The sequence below is a fragment of the Streptomyces sp. NPDC013157 genome, from assembly GCF_042899865.1.
GTDB lineage: Bacteria > Actinomycetota > Actinomycetes > Streptomycetales > Streptomycetaceae > Streptomyces.
In genome coordinates this window covers 488667-504883 of record NZ_JBIBAK010000005.1, presented here as the reverse complement: position 1 = coordinate 504883, position 16217 = coordinate 488667, and the positions used below count along the sequence as shown (strand labels likewise).

16 protein-coding genes and 2 pseudogenes are annotated in these 16217 nt (G+C 73.8%); 10 read left to right on the top strand and 8 right to left on the bottom strand.

Annotated features, from left to right (window positions below):
- The first annotated feature begins 173 nt into the window (after positions 1 to 173).
- From ACFY6U_RS18770 to ACFY6U_RS18760, 3 genes are all read left to right on the top strand, one after another.
- Positions 174 to 797, top strand: a complete 624-nt coding sequence (locus ACFY6U_RS18770) for a DUF6230 family protein (RefSeq protein ID WP_390039504.1) — start codon at positions 174 to 176, stop codon at positions 795 to 797.
- Positions 798 to 869: 72 nt separating this feature from the next.
- The gene (locus tag ACFY6U_RS18765) at positions 870 to 1397 is read left to right on the top strand and encodes a DUF6114 domain-containing protein (protein ID WP_390039502.1); all 528 of its coding nucleotides are present in this window, start codon (positions 870 to 872) and stop codon (positions 1395 to 1397) included.
- Between the two features lie 25 nt (positions 1398 to 1422).
- Positions 1423 to 2040 carry a hypothetical protein gene (locus ACFY6U_RS18760; protein WP_390039500.1) on the top strand — a complete coding sequence of 206 codons (618 nt, stop codon included), beginning with the start codon at positions 1423 to 1425 and terminating at the stop codon, positions 2038 to 2040.
- A 109-nt stretch (positions 2041 to 2149) separates the two neighbouring features.
- Here the strand turns inward: ACFY6U_RS18760 and ACFY6U_RS18755 are convergent, their stop codons facing one another.
- From ACFY6U_RS18755 to ACFY6U_RS18745, 3 genes are read right to left on the bottom strand one after another with little or no spacing between them, the layout of a single operon-like run.
- Positions 2150 to 2731, bottom strand: coding sequence for a hypothetical protein (locus ACFY6U_RS18755; RefSeq protein WP_390039498.1), 582 nt, complete (start codon positions 2729 to 2731; stop codon positions 2150 to 2152).
- The gene (locus ACFY6U_RS18750; protein WP_390039496.1) at positions 2728 to 4227 is read right to left on the bottom strand and encodes an ATP-binding protein; all 1500 of its coding nucleotides are present in this window, start codon (positions 4225 to 4227) and stop codon (positions 2728 to 2730) included. The genes ACFY6U_RS18755 and ACFY6U_RS18750 overlap by 4 nt, the downstream gene beginning before the upstream one ends.
- Complete coding sequence (locus ACFY6U_RS18745) at positions 4224 to 4916, bottom strand: response regulator transcription factor (protein WP_351487893.1); 693 nt, start codon at positions 4914 to 4916, stop codon at positions 4224 to 4226. Before ACFY6U_RS18745 ends, ACFY6U_RS18750 begins: the two co-directional genes overlap by 4 nt.
- 140 nt (positions 4917 to 5056) lie before the next feature.
- On the opposite strand from ACFY6U_RS18745, the gene ACFY6U_RS18740 reads away from it, so the two are divergent.
- Positions 5057 to 5947, top strand: a complete 891-nt coding sequence (locus ACFY6U_RS18740; protein ID WP_390039494.1) for a DUF3152 domain-containing protein — start codon at positions 5057 to 5059, stop codon at positions 5945 to 5947.
- Between the two features lie 614 nt (positions 5948 to 6561).
- On the opposite strand, the gene ACFY6U_RS18735 is transcribed toward ACFY6U_RS18740, so the two are convergent.
- Positions 6562 to 6951, bottom strand: a complete 390-nt coding sequence (locus tag ACFY6U_RS18735; protein ID WP_351487877.1) for a cold shock domain-containing protein — start codon at positions 6949 to 6951, stop codon at positions 6562 to 6564.
- A gap of 226 nt (positions 6952 to 7177) precedes the next feature.
- Between ACFY6U_RS18735 and ACFY6U_RS18730 the strand changes: the two genes are divergently transcribed.
- Positions 7178 to 7978 (top strand): SAM-dependent methyltransferase, encoded by an 801-nt coding sequence (locus ACFY6U_RS18730; RefSeq protein WP_390039492.1) that lies wholly within the window; start codon positions 7178 to 7180, stop codon positions 7976 to 7978.
- 49 nt (positions 7979 to 8027) lie between these two features.
- Here ACFY6U_RS18730 and ACFY6U_RS18725 read toward each other — a convergent pair.
- Positions 8028 to 8456, bottom strand: a pseudogene (locus tag ACFY6U_RS18725) (hypothetical protein); the annotation flags it as partial.
- A 163-nt stretch (positions 8457 to 8619) separates the two neighbouring features.
- Here ACFY6U_RS18725 and ACFY6U_RS18720 point away from each other — a divergent pair.
- Genes ACFY6U_RS18720 through ACFY6U_RS18710 form a run of 3 tightly spaced genes read left to right on the top strand, consistent with a single transcriptional unit; the run spans position 8620 to position 12553 of the window.
- Positions 8620 to 9996, top strand: a complete 1377-nt coding sequence (locus tag ACFY6U_RS18720; protein ID WP_390039490.1) for a hypothetical protein — start codon at positions 8620 to 8622, stop codon at positions 9994 to 9996.
- A gap of 41 nt (positions 9997 to 10037) precedes the next feature.
- Entirely contained in the window at positions 10038 to 11255 is a 1218-nt protein-coding gene (locus ACFY6U_RS18715; protein WP_390039489.1) for an AAA family ATPase, read from the top strand.
- Positions 11252 to 12553 (top strand): VWA-like domain-containing protein, encoded by a 1302-nt coding sequence (locus tag ACFY6U_RS18710; protein ID WP_390039487.1) that lies wholly within the window; start codon positions 11252 to 11254, stop codon positions 12551 to 12553. The genes ACFY6U_RS18715 and ACFY6U_RS18710 overlap by 4 nt, the downstream gene beginning before the upstream one ends.
- A gap of 58 nt (positions 12554 to 12611) precedes the next feature.
- Here the strand turns inward: ACFY6U_RS18710 and ACFY6U_RS18705 are convergent, their stop codons facing one another.
- The gene (locus ACFY6U_RS18705) at positions 12612 to 13349 is read right to left on the bottom strand and encodes a transcriptional regulator (protein ID WP_390039485.1); all 738 of its coding nucleotides are present in this window, start codon (positions 13347 to 13349) and stop codon (positions 12612 to 12614) included.
- A gap of 111 nt (positions 13350 to 13460) precedes the next feature.
- Here ACFY6U_RS18705 and ACFY6U_RS18700 point away from each other — a divergent pair, with 111 nt between their 5' ends.
- Together ACFY6U_RS18700 and ACFY6U_RS18695 are read left to right on the top strand one after the other, a co-directional pair.
- A complete protein-coding gene (locus tag ACFY6U_RS18700) occupies positions 13461 to 14429 on the top strand; it encodes a pyridoxal-phosphate dependent enzyme (RefSeq protein ID WP_390039483.1) in 969 nt (322 codons plus the stop codon).
- Between the two features lie 70 nt (positions 14430 to 14499).
- Positions 14500 to 14628: pseudogene (locus tag ACFY6U_RS18695) on the top strand (MerR family transcriptional regulator); the annotation flags it as partial.
- 60 nt (positions 14629 to 14688) lie between these two features.
- Here the strand turns inward: ACFY6U_RS18695 and ACFY6U_RS18690 are convergent.
- Both ACFY6U_RS18690 and ACFY6U_RS18685 read right to left on the bottom strand, forming a co-directional pair.
- Positions 14689 to 15081, bottom strand: a complete 393-nt coding sequence (locus ACFY6U_RS18690; RefSeq protein ID WP_390039481.1) for an SCO5389 family protein — start codon at positions 15079 to 15081, stop codon at positions 14689 to 14691.
- Positions 15082 to 15165: 84 nt separating this feature from the next.
- Positions 15166 to 16125 carry an adenylyl-sulfate kinase gene (locus ACFY6U_RS18685; protein ID WP_390039479.1) on the bottom strand — a complete coding sequence of 320 codons (960 nt, stop codon included), beginning with the start codon at positions 16123 to 16125 and terminating at the stop codon, positions 15166 to 15168.
- Between the last annotated feature and the right edge of the window lie 92 nt (positions 16126 to 16217).

Below are 16217 nucleotides of genomic sequence, written 5' to 3'. Positions count from 1 at the left end.
GCTTCGCCCCGGTCGCCCGAAGAGAGCAGCAGAACGTGCGTCACTCGTCCGGCGGGCCTGGCGTGCAGTCGATCGGAGTAGCCGGGAGTCTAGGATCCATCACCGGGCAAACGGGGCATCTGCCGCCTTGTCGGCATGGGCGGGTCCACCTCACGACCGAAGGAGACGACGGGATGTCGCACCGCGCCGGGAGAACCCGCTGGAGACGCTTCGCGGTGATTCTGGTGCCCGGCGTCGCCGTCTGCGCGACCGTCGGCCTCGCCATGGCGCAGGGAGTGCTCGCCGCCTCGTTCTTCATCTCCGGCCAGAAGTTCCAGCTCTACGCCGAGACGCTGACCGCCCGTGGGTTCAGCCTCTACGGCATGGTCGACGTGACGAGGAAACACGAACTCGTCCCCGTCGTGGTCTCCGGTTTCCGGCATGCCACGATCAACACGCTGTGCCAGTCCGTCGTCGTCGACGTCCCGGTGCTGGGCACGCAGACCCTGCGGGTCACCGGCGGTTCCGGCCGGCCGGTCGAGACCTCGAACTTCTACATCGACGCGACGGCCGAGTCGGTCGGTGAGGGGAACTTCACCGGCCTCGACATCGGCGTCGCCCAGGGAGCCCTCACCAAGGGCCCGGTCAGGTCCGGTGACCGGAACTCGCAGTTCTTCGATCCCGACGGCGTCGGCCAGCAGGCGACGTCGACCGTCCTGAACGACGTGCGGGTGACCGCGGTCGCGGTCTCCGCGGGCACGTTCAGCATTCCCGGCCTGCGCGTGCGGCTCCGGCAGGGCGACCACGCCTGCTTCTGACCCCGGCGGCCGCACGCCGGGGACCCGACTCCTCCGCCCGGCACCAGAACCCCATCCACCAGGACAGGACGCGTGATCACCAATCCCTTCGCCGGAGGACGTGAACTGCTCGCCAGGGCGCCGGAGTTCCGGCGCAGATTCCGCACCTGGCGCGGTGAACGTCCCTTCTGGGCCGGGCTGTTCACCTTCGCCGCCGGTCTGCCCATCCTCTACTGGCCCTACGCGAACCTGAACCTGGGCGGGATTCCGCTCGCCCTGTCGACCACCTCCGGCGCCGGGTCCCTGGTGATCGGAACCCTGCTCCCGACCCTGGGCATCGCACTGTGCTGCCGCCCCCATCTCCGGGTGTTCGCCGGGATCGCCACCCTCCTGCTCGCCATCGTCTCCTTCCCCGTCGCGAACTTCGGCGGCCTCTTCCTCGGTGTGGCCTTCGGTCTGGTCGGCGGTTCCCTGGCCTGCGCCTGGCTGCCGCCCCCGGCCGACGGGCCGTCGACGGCGCCGGACGACCGGCCGGCCGCGACGGTCGCCACCGATGCGACGGATGCGACGGATGCGACGGCCGTGACGGCTGCGGCGGGGGAGGGGTGCAGTGACGCCTGACCCGCGCGCTCGTACGGCCGGTCCCGTGCCCGGTCGGGTGGCCCTGCCCCTCGCGGGTGCCCTGGCCGTGGTCGCCGTGGCATTGCTCCTGCGCCCCGACGTGCCGCACATGCCCGGCGGCGGTTCCGGTGCCCGGCTCGGTTCGGCGCCCCCGGTCCGCCCCGCCAAGGGCCCCTGCGTGCTACGCGCCGACCGGCTCGTACTCCACGGCGCGAGGTTCCGCGGGGTGGTCTCGGTGCGTACCGGGACCGGCAGCGTCCGCGCCCTGAAGTTCACCGTACGGTCGCTGGACGCCGTCAGCCTCGATCTGACCGCGGGCCGGGGCCGTGCGGCGATGCGCCTGCGGGCGAGGCCGGCGACCACCTCCACCCTCAAGGGGTCGGGTGCCGGCGGGGTGGCGACCCTCTACGTCCGCAAACTGACCGGCAGGGTCACGGGCCTCGGCGGCGGCCGGCTCCCGGCGGACCGCACCGTCTCCGTCACCCCCGACGCCGTACCCCGCTGGCTCTCGCACCCGGTCACCCGCACCCGGACCATCACGCTCGCCGGGGCGACCGCCTCCCAGATCACCCAGTTCGGCGGGCGGCTGTCCATCAAGGGCCCGGAGCTGCGGACGACGGCACGGGTCCCGCGCGGTGCGTGACACCGGGTGTGACCCGTGCAGGAGATGACCAACGGATGTGGCAGGAAAGGCCGTTGAGGGACGTGCCGTCGGCGGGGCCATCAGACGGGTGCCGGACACGGACGGGGTGTCAGACGCCGGGACACCTCGTGGCGGCTTCCTCGAAGCGCCGGCCGCCCGGGAGCGTGACCGTCACCGGCTCGGGTTCGGCACCGGGGTCGGCGACGTGCTGTGCCGCGTCGGCCGTGCAGGCGATCTGTGCGGCCGCGAGGCCGGGATCGCCCGCGTCGCCGGCCGCGGACGACAGCCGGACGGAGATCCGGTGGTCGGCCGCCGTCACCTTCACGAGGCCGGCCCAGGCGGACGCCTCCGGTACGACGGTGGCACCGCCGTCCGCCGGGACGGCCGGGACCGCCGTCGGCAGGCCCGTGGGCAGGGGCAGCCGCGTGGTCACTCCCTTGCGCAGCTCCGCCTCGGTCGGGCCCCGGAGCAGATCCAGCACCGCCGACCCGACGTCGCCCGGCGCGTCGGTCGGGCGCAGGACGGCGAACAGGGCGCCGTTCCGCACGAAGTACAGCCGTGCCTTCGGCACGACGCCGACGGCGGGACCGCCCGCCTGCACGACACCGGTCGCGGGGATGGAGCAGGAGGCCAGGACGTACATGGCCGCGGGGACCAGGAGGGCGAGCCGGGCCCGGCGCCGGAGGGTCACCACCGGTCCCCCCGGAGCGGCTCGTCGGCCGGCAGGGGAAGCCGTACGGTGAAGACGGCGCCGCCCTCGGGCCGGTTCGCGGCGCGCACCGTGCCGCCGTGCACCCGGACGTTCTCCGCGGTGATCGCGAGGCCCAGGCCGCTGCCCTCGGTGCGGGTGCGGGCGGCGTCCGACTTGTAGAAGCGTTCGAAGACCTGCGGCAGCACGTCGTCCGGGATGCCGGGCCCGCTGTCCAGGACCTCGATCACCGCGAGCCGTGCCCCGCCGGACTCACCGCCGGGTTCCCCGCCGTCGTACAGGCGCAGTACGACGGGCCGGGCGCCGTGCCGCAGCGCGTTGCCGACCAGGTTGGCCACGACGACGTCGAGGCGGCGTGGGTCGACGCGGCCGCGCAGGGTGCCGGGCGGCGGCAGGTCGCACTCCACCAGGCCGGTCCAGGCACGGGCGTCGAGGGTGCGCCGCAGGGACTCGGCGAGGTCGATCTCGTCCAGGTGCAGCACCGCGGCGCCCGCGTCGAAACGGGAGATCTCCATCAGGTCGTCCACCAGCCGGGCCAGCTTCACGGTCTCCTCGCTGATCAGCCGGACGGCGGTGGCGGTGTCCGGGTCCAGGCGGGCGGCGTCCTCGTCGAGGACGTCGGTGACGGCGGACATGGCGGCGAGGGGCGTGCGCAGTTCGTGGGACACGTCCGCGGCGAACCGGCGGGCCCGGGCTTCCATGCCGCGCAGCTCGGCCACCGACTTCTCCAGCGCGGCGGCCGTCTCGTTGAACGTGTGGGAGAGATCGGCGAGTTCGTCGGATCCTTCGACGGCGAGCCGGGTGTCCAGGTGCCCCTCGGCGATGCTGCGGGTGGCGCGGCGCAGTGCCCGCACCGGGCGCAGCACCCCGCGGGCGGCGAGCAGCGCCAGCAGCACGGCGAGCGTCAGCGCGGGCACGGCGGCGCGTTCGGCGGCGGTGACCAGGGCGTCGACGTAGGCGCGTTCCGTGGTCTGCGGCACGGTCAGGAAGACATGGACACCGGAGGTGTAGACGCCCTTCGCGGGTGCCTCGGCGAAGGTGACCGACATGCCGACGACGAGTGCGGTGCGGTCGCCGACGGCCACCCGCTGGAAGACCGTGGCCATGCTGGAGCCGACGGCCTCGCGGACGGCCGGGGTCAGCTCCGGGAAGCGGTCGCCGGGTGTCGAGGTGGCGCTCAGGCTGCCGTACGTGGCCAGCACCCGCCAGGTCCCGGAGGGCTCGGAGTCGGCCACGTCCGCCGCGAAGCCGGCCAGTGCGGCCCGGTCCGGCGGGAAGGCGAGGTCCCGGGCGAGGCGCCCGACCTGGGTGCGCAGCTGCTGGATCACGGCGTCCTGGCTCTGCTGGAGCACACCCGTGCGGGCCTCGCGGAAGGTCAGGGCGCCGGTGGTGGCCGCCGTGACGGCGGCCACCAGCGTGAAGGCGAGCACCAGGCGGATCCGCAGGCCGCGCAGCTGCGGCAGACGCGGGCGCCTCACCGGGCCGTGAACCGGTAGCCGAAGCCGCGCACGGTCTGGATGAAGCGCGGTTCGCGCGGCGGCTCGCCCATCTTGGCGCGCAGCCGCCGTACGCAGGCGTCCACCAGCCGCGCGTCCCCGTGGTAGCTGTGCTCCCACACCGCCTCCAGCAGCTGCTGCCGGCTGAACACCTGCCCCGGTGAGGCGGACAGGGTGAGCAGCAGCCGGAGTTCGGACGGGGCGAGCGGGATCGGCACCCCGCCGCGGGCGACCGCGAGCCCGGCCCGGTCGACGGACAGGTCCCCGTAGGTGTCGATCTTCGGTATGCCGCCCTCGGCGGGCGGGCCGCCCGCCCGGCGCAGCACCGCCCGGATGCGGGCCTCCAGCACCCGCGCCTGCACGGGCTTGACCACGTAGTCGTCGGCGCCCGCCTCCAGGCCCACGACGATGTCCTCGTCGTCGCCGCGCGCGGTCGCCATGACGATCGGCAGGGTCTGGTCGAGGCCGCGGATCCGGCGGCACACGTCGAGCCCGGGCAGCCCGGGGAGCATGAGGTCCAGCACCACGACGTCCGGCCGGAAGGACCGCACCCGTTCCAGCCCGTCCTCCCCGGTCGGGACGGCGGCGACCTCATGGCCCTGACGGCGCAGGGCGAGGGCGACCCCCTCCCGGACGGCACGGTCGTCTTCGATCAGCAGAACGCGTGGCATGCGCTCAAGTATCCGCATGGAGTCCGCACAGCTGTCCGGTTGTTACGGGATGATCATATGGGCGGACAACCCCTCGCCCGTTATCTTTTCGTTATCACTTGCGCCAGGTCCGATCACATTCCGATCACAGCCTGACCGTCATGACCACGCGCACAGCACATCCCTCCCGTGGCCGCCGTCGGAGCGGTCCCTCCCACGCAGTCCACCGCGGGCGGCAGGGGAGAGGCCCGGTCCTGGTGGCCGTGGCCGCGCTGGCGGTTCTGGGAGCCGCCGGGTTCGCGGCCGTCGACGGGGGTTCGTCCGGTACGGGGGCAACCCACGCCGGCGACAAGGGCCAGGCCACCGAGCGGGCCAGGTCCGGGCGTGTCGGTGCCGCCGGCCCGGCGCACGGCTCCCGCTCCCCGTCGCCCGGTCCGGCCACCACCTCCGCCTCCCCGAGTCCCCGCACCTCGCCCACGCCGGAGATCCCGGCCACCGGACCGGGCACGTTCGTCACCGCGGCCGGCGGCAGCACCCGGGTCGGCTCCGGCACACTCCTGCGCTACCGGGTCGACGTCGAGAACGGCATCGACCTCTCCACGGCGGACGTCGCCCGGCAGGTCGAGCGCATCCTGGCCGACCCGCGCGGCTGGACCGCCGGCGGGCGCTCGGCGTTCCAGCGGGTGTCGAGCGGTCCGACCGACTTCGTCGTCCGGGTCGCGACGCCCGGCACGGTGGACAGGATCTGCGGGGAGTACGGGCTGGACACCGGAGGCGAGGTCAACTGCGACGTGGCCCAGCAGGTCATGGTGAACCTCAAGCGCTGGCTGCTCGCGACCCCGGTCTACGCCCACCGCGTCAAGGACTACCGGGCGCTGATCATCAACCACGAGGTCGGCCACTTCCTCGGCCACGGGCACGTCGGCTGCCCCGGCCCCGGGCAGCCGGCCCCGGTGATGATGCAGCAGATCAAGGGCATGCACGGCTGCCTGCCCAACGTCTGGCCGTACGACGAGAAGGGCCGGTACCTGACCGGACCGGCCGTGTCCTGACCCGGCCGCGGACGCCATGGGCACCCCGCCGGCGTGCAGAGGACCGGGGCGGCGAGGCCGATGACGTGGGCGGTGATGCCGACCCGTGCCGGGGCGTCCGGCGCGCCGCCGACGGCGATGAGGGTGAAGCCGCCCCCCGCCGTACTGGCCGGCGTGATGCGTGCGAGGGCACGGCGGGACCCGCCGTGACGCTGCCGGCCGCGGCGGTCTCGGTGCCCGGCTCGTTGCTGGCCGGGCGGTTCGTCGAGCCGGACCGGGGCTTCACCCCGCAACACGGCTACCCGGCCCTGTCGTTGGCCGACGGGCCCACCCTGCGTGCCGCGGCGGGTTCCGTGCTCCACCTGGCTCTGATCGGCCTGCCGAGCCTGGGCCTGGCCGTCGCCGTGCGCGACTCGGCCACCGCGATCGGCATCGTGCTGGCCCTGCTGTTCGTCTTCCCGATCCTGGCCCGCGTCGTGGCCGACCCGGACTGGCAGCGGCGCCTTCAGCAGGTCGCGCCGATGACGGCCGGCCTGGCCGTCCAGGCCACCGTCGGCACCGACCGGCTGCCCATCGGCCCCTGGCAGGGACTGGGCGTCCTGGCCCTCTGGGCGGTGGCCGCCGCCGCGGGTGGGTCAGCCCTCGATCCAGCCGTGGTTCTTCGCGAACTGGGCCAGCGACCCCCGGACCCGCACGATCTCCTCTGCGGTCAGCGTGGGCGCCGACGCCAGCAGCGTCTCGGTGACCTCACGGGTGAACTCGTCCGCGCTGAGCAGATCGCACAGCGAGTCGTCGTCCGGGCCGAGCGTGCGGACGTCGGCGCCCCGCGCGAGCCGTACACCGGACGCCTTCGGACCGCGCTCGCCGGCCTCGATCTCGAACTCCACCGCCACGCCCGGGCGGACGTACGACTCCGACATCTGCATGTCGTTCACGTGCAGGAAGACATCCTCGCCACCACCGTCCGGAGCGATGAACCCGTACCCGCGCGAGCTGTCGAACCGCACCACACGACCACTGACCATGAGAAACCCCCAACCAAACCGGGCCACTTGCCCGGACACCTGGGCCCGATGGTAGTCAGGTCCGGCCAGGACGGTCGACCGGGTCCCGCCCGCCGTGCCGCGGACGCGCTCGCGGACGGGCGGCGGAGGGGGAACTCGGTGCACCGATAAAGAAGTTGATATGGAAAGCTGTCGCCAGCCGTCGGTGAGCCAAGGGGGGCCGGGACGGTCGTCGAGAGGAGCGCACGTGACGCAGGACGGCATCGGGGCCGTGGAGATCGACACCAGCAAGCCGCATCCCGCGCGGATCTACGACTACCTGCTGGGCGGCAAGGACAACTACGAGGTGGACCGCAAGGCCGGTGACCAGCTCGCCTCCGTCGCGCCCGAGGTGTGGATATCCGTCCGGGCCAACCGCGGCTTCCTGCAGCGCGCGGTCCGGCACGTCGTCGACAGCGGCGTCCGCCAGATCCTCGACATCGGCACCGGGCTGCCCACTTCGCCGAACGTGCACGAGATAGCCCAGGAGCTGGCGCCGGACGTCCGCGTCGCCTACGTCGACAACGACCCGATCGTGAAGGCCCACGGCGACGCGCTGCTCAGCCGCGCCGGCACCACCAGCATCGTCCTCGCCGACCTGCGCGACCCGCAGGCCGTCGTCGAGCACCCCGAGGTCCGCCGGATCATCGACTTCGGCGAGCCCGTCGCCCTGTTCCTCGTCGCCATCCTCCACTTCATCCGCGACGAGGAGGAGCCCGAGCGGATCGTGGCCACCCTGCGCGACGCGCTCCCGGCCGGCAGCTTCCTGGTGCTCTCGCACGCCACCGACGACTTCGCCGACGACCGCAGCGAGGCCCAGGCCGTCTACAACAACGCGACCGCGTCCATGAACCTGCGCCCGAAGGCCCGGATCGAGGGCTTCTTCGACGGGCTCGAGCTGGTCGAACCCGGCGTCGCCCAGGTCCCGTTCTGGCGCCCGGACGCCACCCCGCCGGCCGGCTCCGAGGAGATCGGCTTCTACGGCGGAGTGGCCCTCAAGAAGGCCTGAGCCGCCGTCGGGAAGGCCCGGTCCGCCGTCCGGGCGGACCGCGCTGCCGTCAGGGCACTCCGAGCTCGAACAGGGCGTAGCCCGCGTACGAGCCGGAGGCCAGCGCGGCGATGCCCAGCAGGACGCACAGGCAGGGCAGGCCGACGCGGCGCAGCGCGACCGCCAGGGGGACGAACAGCGGGAAGGCGGGCAGCAGATAGCGCGAGACGTTCGCGAAGTACTGCTGACTGCCCAGCACCAGCGCGAGGGTGAGCACCGTGTGGACGACCAGCACCGCCGGCGGCCGCAGCCGGAACAGCAGTGGCAGCAGCGCCAGGTCCAGCAGGACCACCCCGACCCCGATGACGTCCGCGAAGGGGAGCGCGAAGAGATAGCCGAAGTGGCCCACGGGGACGGAGGTCAGGACGTCCGGGGTCTGCCTGCCGTAGTCGAACTCGTGTCCCCACGCGCCCGACTGGAGCTCGAAGTAGCCGCCGTACCTGGGGACGCAGAACGCTGCACCCGGCCGGGGTGATCCGCGTCACGTGCGGGCCGGGTCCGTAATTGCCTCGCCGACCGGGGCGGGGCCGTCGTATGCTCCCGGCGATGACCACTCACTCTGCTGTCAGATTGGGGGTCCCGTCCACGTCAGGTGAGTGCTGATGGCCACTCACCTCACGGACGGGGACACCCGCCTCTCCCTGTGGCGGCGTGTGCGCGAGTTCGCCGTGCCGCCCGCCATGATCGAGACCGCGACCGCTCGCCGCGCCGCCGGCGACTGGGCGGGAGCCTGTGCCGCCGCCGGTTTCGACATCGACCTCGACCTGCGCGCACTGGCCCGTGCGTGGGGCCGGGACGTCCGGGAACGGATCCGCGCCGACCTGCGCCGGCTGGCGCCCGACCTGCTGCGCTGGCATCTGCCGAGGATCGCGCCCGACGGGTTGCTGCGGCCGGGGCTGACGATGCCGCTCGCCCGCTACGACGCCGGGGAAGGCTCCCTGTGCCTCGTGGTCCGGACACCGCCCGCCTGGGCGGACGCCGGGCAGCGCATCGGCCTCACGCTCTGGGACGGCACACTGAGCGACCCCGCCGCCCGGGGGCATCCGCATCCACGCCCCAGCCGACGGTTCCGCTTCGACCTGCACCGGCATCTGTGGGACGCGGGTGCCGCCGACGAGCTGCGGACCCGGTCGGGCGCCGACCGGTCGGCGGGCGGTGAACGGATCTTGTGCGGCACTCAACTCCCTTTTTCTGAAAAGGAGTTGTGCGCCACGGAGCGGTGGGTGGACGAGGCGCGGATCGTGCTGGGCGCCGAGGGGCGGGACAGCGGGACCGTCGTCGTACGCCTGGGCGGCCGACAGCGGCTCGCGTTGTACCTCGCGGCCGACGGAACCGTGACCACCGGCCCGGACATCGCCGTCCGGGACGCCGGTGCCGGCGCACGACCCGTCCTGCCCGACGCGGCGACCTGGATCCTCCCCGATCTGGAGCTGCTGCGCGCCGGGTTGGTCGACCCCGGCCGGCTGCATCCGCTGGTCGCCGCGGCACTCGCCCCCGGGCACTCCCCGGCCGAACGGGACCCGTACCGCGGCCCGGCCCGGCAGCCGGGCCTCGTGGAGTGCCGGGGCGGCCGGCACCGCATCGGCATGGTCGACGGGGTGCTGTCCCCGCTGGACCACTCCCCGGACGAACTGCGGCGCGAGGAACTCCTGGTGGCGCTCGGCGGTCCGCCCCTGCCCTGCCTGCGGGTCATCGACGAGGCGCACCGCCGCCCCGACTGCCTCACCGGCGTCCGTGAACGCCTCGACCACGGGGACATCGCCGGGGCGCTGGCCGTCGTCGAAGGACTGCTGGGGCCCGAAGCGGTGCTCCGCGACGGCCCGTTGAAGGACGAACTGGAGGCGGCCGCGCAACGCCGGATCGCCTACGGCCTCTACCGGGCGGGCCTCGCCGGATCCCGCACCGGGCCGGTCCGGGCGCGGCGACTCCGGTCCGTCCGCGACCCGCGCCTGGGTCCACGCCTCGCCAACCGGCGCTGACACCCACCCACTTGCCCTCTCACATCCCCAGGTGATCACTCATGACCATTCATGCCCCTGACCAACTCGCCGTCGCGGACACCCTGTCGGCGTTGCTCGGCGACTCCACCACCGAACCCCGGCCCGACACGCAGCTGGAGGCGCTCACCCTCGCCGTCGCGGCCGACCTGCCCGTCCTCCTGTGGGGCGAGCCCGGCATCGGCAAGACCGCCGCCCTGAACCGGCTGGCCGAGGCGCTCGACCTGCCGCTGACCACGGTGATCGCCAGCGTCCACGAGCCGTCCGACTTCTCCGGTCTGCCCGTCGTGGGCGACGACCCCGCCGTCCAGGGCGTCCCGATGGCCCCGCCGGACTGGGCGGTACGACTGGTGCAGGCCGGCCGGGGCCTGCTGTTCCTCGACGAGCTGTCCACCGCGCCCCCCGCCGTACAGGCCGCCCTGCTCCGGCTGGTCCTGGAGCGTCGCGTGGGCGCTCTCCGGCTCCCGCCCGGCGTACGGATCGTGGCCGCCGCCAACCCGCGGTCCTCGGCCGCCGACGGCTGGGAGTTGAGCCCGCCGCTGGCCAACCGGTTCGTGCACCTCCAGTGGGCCCACGACCACGAGGTCGTCGTCCGCGGTCTCGGTGGCACCTGGCCCCGGGCCACCCTGCCCCGGCTCGACCCGGACCGGCTGCCCGCCGCCGTGGACTTCGCGCGCCGCGCGGTGTGCGGCCTGCTCGCCACCCGCCCCACGCTCGTCCACCGGCTGCCGAACGGCGAGATGCGCCGGGGCGGCGCCTGGCCGTCGCCCCGGAGCTGGGACATGACCCTGCGCCTGGTCGCCTTCGCGCACGCCGCCGGCTCCTCCCGGGACGTGCTCTCCCTCCTGGTCAGGGGAACGGTCGGGGACGGCCCGGGGCTCGAACTGCTGGCGAGCGTCGACCGGATGGAGCTCCCGGACCCCGAGACGCTGCTCGCGGACCCGGCCGCGGCCGACCTGCCCGAGCGCGGTGACCTGCGCCAGGCCGTGCTCGACGGCGTGGTCGCCGCGGTCCGCGAACGGCCGGACCGGGCCCGCTGGGACGCGGCCTGGGCCCTGCTGGTGCGGGCCCTGGACACCGGAGCCCCCGACCTCGTCGTCGTCCCCGCCACCACCCTGGCCTCGCTGCGCCGGGACGACTGGGACGTCCCGGCGGCGATCGAACGGCTCGCGGGCGTGGTGTCCGTGTCCCGCCGGGCCGACCGGGCCGCCGACCGCGTCGCGGCGAAGGCGGGCCGATGAACCCCGAACCGGGCGCCGAACCGGGTGCCGAGTCGACCGCCGCACCGGACACGGCACCGGGCGCCGTCCCGGCCGGGGCACTGGACCTGGACAAGCTCTACGCCGCCCGGCTCCAGGCCGCCCGGGCCCGGCCCTACCTCGCCACGGCGCTGTTCGCCCTGCACGTAGTGGCGGACCGGCAGGTGCCGACCATGGCCGTCGACAAGCACTGGCGGTGCTACGTCTCGCCCGCTTTCGTCGACCGGATGCCGGAGGAGGACCTGGCCGGCGTGTGGGTGCACGAGGTGTCCCACCTGCTGCGCGACCACCACGCGCGCAGCGACCGGGTCGCGCGGGAACGCGGGCTGACCGGGGCCGGCGAGCGGCTGCGGATGAACATCGCGGCGGACCTGGAGATCAACGACGACGCGTACGGCGACGGGCTGGTGCAGCCCCGGGGCGCCGTCCGGCCGTACATGCTGAGGCTGCCCGAAGGCCAGTTGATGGAGGACTACCTGCGCCAGTTCCGGCTCGGGCCGCTGACGCAGGACCTCACCTGGCTGGACTGCGGCAGCGGGGCCGACGGCCGGGACCGGGAGTGGGACCTGGGGCCGGACGGCGCGCACGGCCTCAGCGAGCAGGAGCGGGACGGGGTCCGGTTCCGGGTGGCGCAGGCCATCACCGGCCGCCCGGGCAGCACCCCGGACGGCTGGCGGCGCTGGGCCGAGGACGCCTTCCATCCGCCGCAGCCCTGGCGGGAGTTGCTGGGTGCGGCGGTCCGCTCGGCGGCCTCGGCCGCGGGTGCCGGCGACGACTACAGCTACGGCCGCCCGTCGCGCCGCTCGGCCGGCCTGCCCGGTGTCGTCCTCCCGAGCCTGCGCCGCCGCCCGCCCCGGGTCTCGGTCGTCATCGACACCTCCGGCTCGGTCAGCGACGCCGAACTGGGCAGCGCCCTCCTGGAGGTGGCCGCGATCGCCCGCGCCGTCGGCGGCCGCCGGGATCTGGTCTCCGTGCTGTCCTGCGACGCGGCCGCCCGGACCGTGCAGCCGCTGTGCCGCGCGGAGGGCATCGCACTCGTCGGCGGTGGCGGCACGGACCTGCGCGCGGGCTTCGCCAGGGCGCTGCGGGCACGGCCGGCCCCCGACGTCGTGGTGGCGCTCACCGACGGTCAGACACCCTGGCCCAGGACACAGCCCGCCTGCCGGACGGTGGTGGGCCTCTTCCCCCGGCAGTACGGCGGCACGTCGTGGCAGGAGGACGAGCCCGACTACGTACCGGACGCGCCGCCACACTGGGCGCGGGTGGTCGACATCGGCTGAGCGCTCCGCTGGAAGTGCCGCGATCTGCCGTCTGCCGTCTGCCGTCTGCCGTCTGCCGTCAGCCGTCCGTCTGCGGCGCCGTTGTGGCTGGTCGCGCAGTTCCCCGCGCCCCTTCGGGGCGCTGCCGTGCCGCGGACAGGTAGGTGTACGCGGAGGCCCGGGAGATGCCGAGGCGTCCGGCGACCTGCTGGACCGCGCCGCGCACCGCGAAGACGCCCTGCCGGTCGAGGTCCCGGAACAGCTCCAGCCGTTCCTCGCGGCTGAGCTGGGGCCACGGCTTGGGCCGGCGCAGCTGGCGGGCGTCGACGATCGAGTCCAGTACGGCGGCGATGTCGTCGCCGAACGTGGTGGTCGGCGGTGCCTCGGGGACGGCGGTGACGTCGGCGAGGCCGCCGATCAGCGCGTGCACCTGGTGCACGGCCGTGACGTCGAGGTTCACGCAGAGCGCCCCGAACGCCGTACCGGCCGAGTCGCGCAGCACCATCGTCGACGACTTGACCAGCTTCCCGTCCCCGGTGCGGGTCAGGTAGTTCAGCTCGTCGCGCGCGTCGTCGCCGGCCGCCAGCAGCTTCATGCCGATCTCGCTCATCGACCCGCCGACACCCCGGCCGGTGACCGACCCGGCGAGGGCCACGACGGAGCGTTCCGGGCGGCGGAAGTCGTGGACGACGACCTCGCAGAAGGAGCCGAAGGTCGCCACGATCCCGTCGACGACCGGGGACAGCGCCGCGATGATCGCGTCCTGCTCGGCCCGCGTCGCGTCGGCGCCGCTCGCTGCCGCCGCTCCGTCTGTCATCGCTGCCCCCAACCGGGATCGGGTCTGGACTTCCCGTCCAGATGATAGACAATATTTCCAGACCGTCGACACTCACCCGGCGCCCGCCGGCGCCCGGAACGGAGGACGAAGATGCCCGACACCCCGCCCGTGACCCTCCAGGACGTGCACGACGCGGCCGCACGGATCAAGGGGGTGGCCCACCGCACCCCCGTACTGCGCTCGCGCACCCTGGACGAGCTGGTCGGCGCCGAGGTCTTCCTGAAGTGCGAGAACCTCCAGCGCATCGGCGCGTTCAAGTTCCGGGGCGCCTACAACGCCGCGTCCCGGCTCTCCGCCGGACAGCTGGCCAAGGGCATCGCCGCCTACTCCTCCGGCAACCACGCCCAGGCCGTCGCCCTCGCCGCCCGTGAACTCGGCACCACCGCCGTCATCGTGATGCCCGAGGACACCCCGCGGGCCAAGCTGGAGGCGACCGCCGGATACGGCGCGGAGATCGTGACGTACGACCGCTACACCGGTGACCGGGTCGCGATCGGCGAGGCCCTCGCCGCCGAACGAGGGCTCGCGCTCATCCCGCCGTACGAGCACCCGCACGTCATCGCCGGGCAGGGCACGGCCGCTCTCGAACTCATCGAGGAGGTCGGCGAACTGGATGCTCTGGTGGTGCCCGTCGGGGGCGGCGGGCTGATCGCGGGCAGCGCCACCGCGGCCAAGGGCCTGCTGCCCGGGATCCGGGTCGTCGGCGTCGAGCCGGAGGCCGGTGACGACACCAGGCGGTCCCTGGCGGCGGGGCACCGAGTAGCGATCCCGGTGCCGAGGACCATCGCCGACGGCCAGGCGGCCGACATCCCCGGCGAGCTGACCTTCTCCGTCAACCAGCGCCTGGTGGACGACATCTCACTGGCCACCGACGACCAGATCAAGGACGCGATGCGGTTCGCCTTCGAGCGGCTGAAGTCCGTGCTGGAGCCGAGCGGTGCCAGCGGCCTGGCCGCGCTGCTCGCCCACCGGGTGGCGCCGCTGCCGCGCCGCATCGGGGTCGTCCTGTCCGGGGGCAACGTCGGCGCGGAGCGGTTCGCCGAGATCGTCGTCGGCTGAGCCGGGTAAGGGCGGCGGGACCCCGACGGGATGCCTCCGCCCGGAGCGGGGCTCAGGAGGCGGCGCGTTCCTGCTCGGCGAGCCGGCGATCGAGTACTACCTCCGCGAGGGCCTGCTCCCGACGGGCCGTCGGACCGCCGCCACCCAGGCCGGGTACGTCGAGCAGCACCTGCGGCGGCTCCCGCCGATCCGCGCCCTGACCGCAGGCCCGGGCCGCGGCCGGTGCGGTTTCCCGGAGCCTGCATGGCCGACCGGCAACTCAGCAGTCGCGGAACTCCGGCGACTGGTTGAGGATCTGTGCGCGCGTCGAGGTGAAGCGGGTGTGCGTCTCGCCGCCCCGCGCCTCCGGCGGGAACACCGCGACCCGGTGGCAGTTCTGGAAGGCGAGGGCGACCCCGAAGTGCCGTTCCAGGCTGCCCCGGATCGCGTCGGAGGACAGCGCCCGCAGCAGCTGCCCGCGCTCCTTCTCCGAGGGGGGCGGGGTCTGGTTGTCGGCGAACTCGGCGGTGCCGCCGCGCAGTTCAGTGGTGAGCCGGGCGACGAGGTCGTACGCGTACGGCAGCGAGCTGCGGACGGTTTCCACGAATTCCTCCTCCCGCACCGCGCCGTTCTCGGCTTCGGCGAGCAGCTGCGGGGAGACGTCGAGCGACATGTGGCGGTGTCCTGTTCTTCTCAAAGTGGTTGTCGGAAAGGGATGTTCGAAGGTCGGCCCGGCCCGGAGGCCGATCGGGGGCGCTCAGGCGAAGGCGGGCAGCGCCGCCGGTCCGTGCCGGAAGTCCGGATCGACCTGGGCGGCCAGGTCCTGGCCCGTCGCCGCGTCGGCCCAGGCGGCGGCGTTGCGCAGATGGAACTCGACGGCGTGCCGTTGGAAGGCCTCCCAGTCCTTGCCCCGCGCGTCCACCGCGGCCCGCAGCCGTTCCAGGGTCCGGGAGTTGTGCTCCTCCAGCGCGCCGCTGCCGCGCCCCTGTTCCTGGGCGCGGACGTACGGCGACAGCTCGCAGTGGGCCAGCAGATCGTCGCCCACCCGCTCGCGCAGGAAGGCGATGTCGTCCGCACCGGTCACCTTGTTGCCGACCACGGCGACCGGGATGCCGAACTCGGCGGCGTGGTCCCGGTACTGGCGGTACACGGACAGGCTCTTGCGGGTCGGCTCGACCACCAGGAAGGTCATGTCGAAACGGGTGAACAGACCGGAGGCGAAGGCGTCGGCGCCCGCCGTCATGTCGACGACCACGTACTCGCCGGGGCCGTCCACCAGATGGTTGAGGTACAGCTCCACCGCGCCCAGCTTGGAGTGGTAGCAGGCCACCCCGAGGTCGCTCCCGGCGAACGCCCCGGTGACCATCAGCGGCACCCCGCCGACCTCCTGGACGTGCCGGGAGTGCACCTCGTCGTCGCCCAGCAGCCGCAGCAGCCGTGAGCCGTGCCCCGGCGGCGTCGTCTTGACCATGGCCTCCCGGGACGTGATCCGGGGGTTGGTGCCGCGCAGGTAGTCCTTGATCTCACCGGTCCGCGCGCTCAGCGGCGGCGCCGCGAAGAGTTCGTCCTCGTCGAGGCCGAGGGCGTGGGCCAGGTGCTGGTTGATGTCACCGTCGATCGCGACGACCGGTGCGCCGGACCGTGCCAGGTGACGGGTGAAGAGGGCGGACAGCGTCGTCTTGCCGCTGCCGCCCTTGCCGACGAAAGCCACGCGCATCGCTAGCCGGCCCTCCTTTTGAAAATGGATTTCATGAGCACAGACTGGAGCCGGTCGCCGGCGGTGTCAAATCGGGGTGGTCCAACCGGGTT

Coding starts and splice junctions, on each gene's coding strand:
- ACFY6U_RS18705 (WP_390039485.1), bottom strand. CDS start 13,349: ATGACAGACGGAGCGGCGGCAGCGAGCGGCGCCGACGCGACGCGGGCC.
- ACFY6U_RS18770 (WP_390039504.1), top strand. CDS start 174: ATGTCGCACCGCGCCGGGAGAACCCGCTGGAGACGCTTCGCGGTGATT.
- ACFY6U_RS18690 (WP_390039481.1), bottom strand. CDS start 15,081: ATGTCGCTCGACGTCTCCCCGCAGCTGCTCGCCGAAGCCGAGAACGGC.
- ACFY6U_RS18720 (WP_390039490.1), top strand. CDS start 8,620: ATGGCCACTCACCTCACGGACGGGGACACCCGCCTCTCCCTGTGGCGG.
- ACFY6U_RS18710 (WP_390039487.1), top strand. CDS start 11,252: ATGAACCCCGAACCGGGCGCCGAACCGGGTGCCGAGTCGACCGCCGCA.
- ACFY6U_RS18740 (WP_390039494.1), top strand. CDS start 5,057: ATGACCACGCGCACAGCACATCCCTCCCGTGGCCGCCGTCGGAGCGGT.
- ACFY6U_RS18735 (WP_351487877.1), bottom strand. CDS start 6,951: ATGGTCAGTGGTCGTGTGGTGCGGTTCGACAGCTCGCGCGGGTACGGG.
- ACFY6U_RS18700 (WP_390039483.1), top strand. CDS start 13,461: ATGCCCGACACCCCGCCCGTGACCCTCCAGGACGTGCACGACGCGGCC.
- ACFY6U_RS18715 (WP_390039489.1), top strand. CDS start 10,038: ATGACCATTCATGCCCCTGACCAACTCGCCGTCGCGGACACCCTGTCG.
- ACFY6U_RS18745 (WP_351487893.1), bottom strand. CDS start 4,916: ATGCCACGCGTTCTGCTGATCGAAGACGACCGTGCCGTCCGGGAGGGG.
- ACFY6U_RS18685 (WP_390039479.1), bottom strand. CDS start 16,125: ATGCGCGTGGCTTTCGTCGGCAAGGGCGGCAGCGGCAAGACGACGCTG.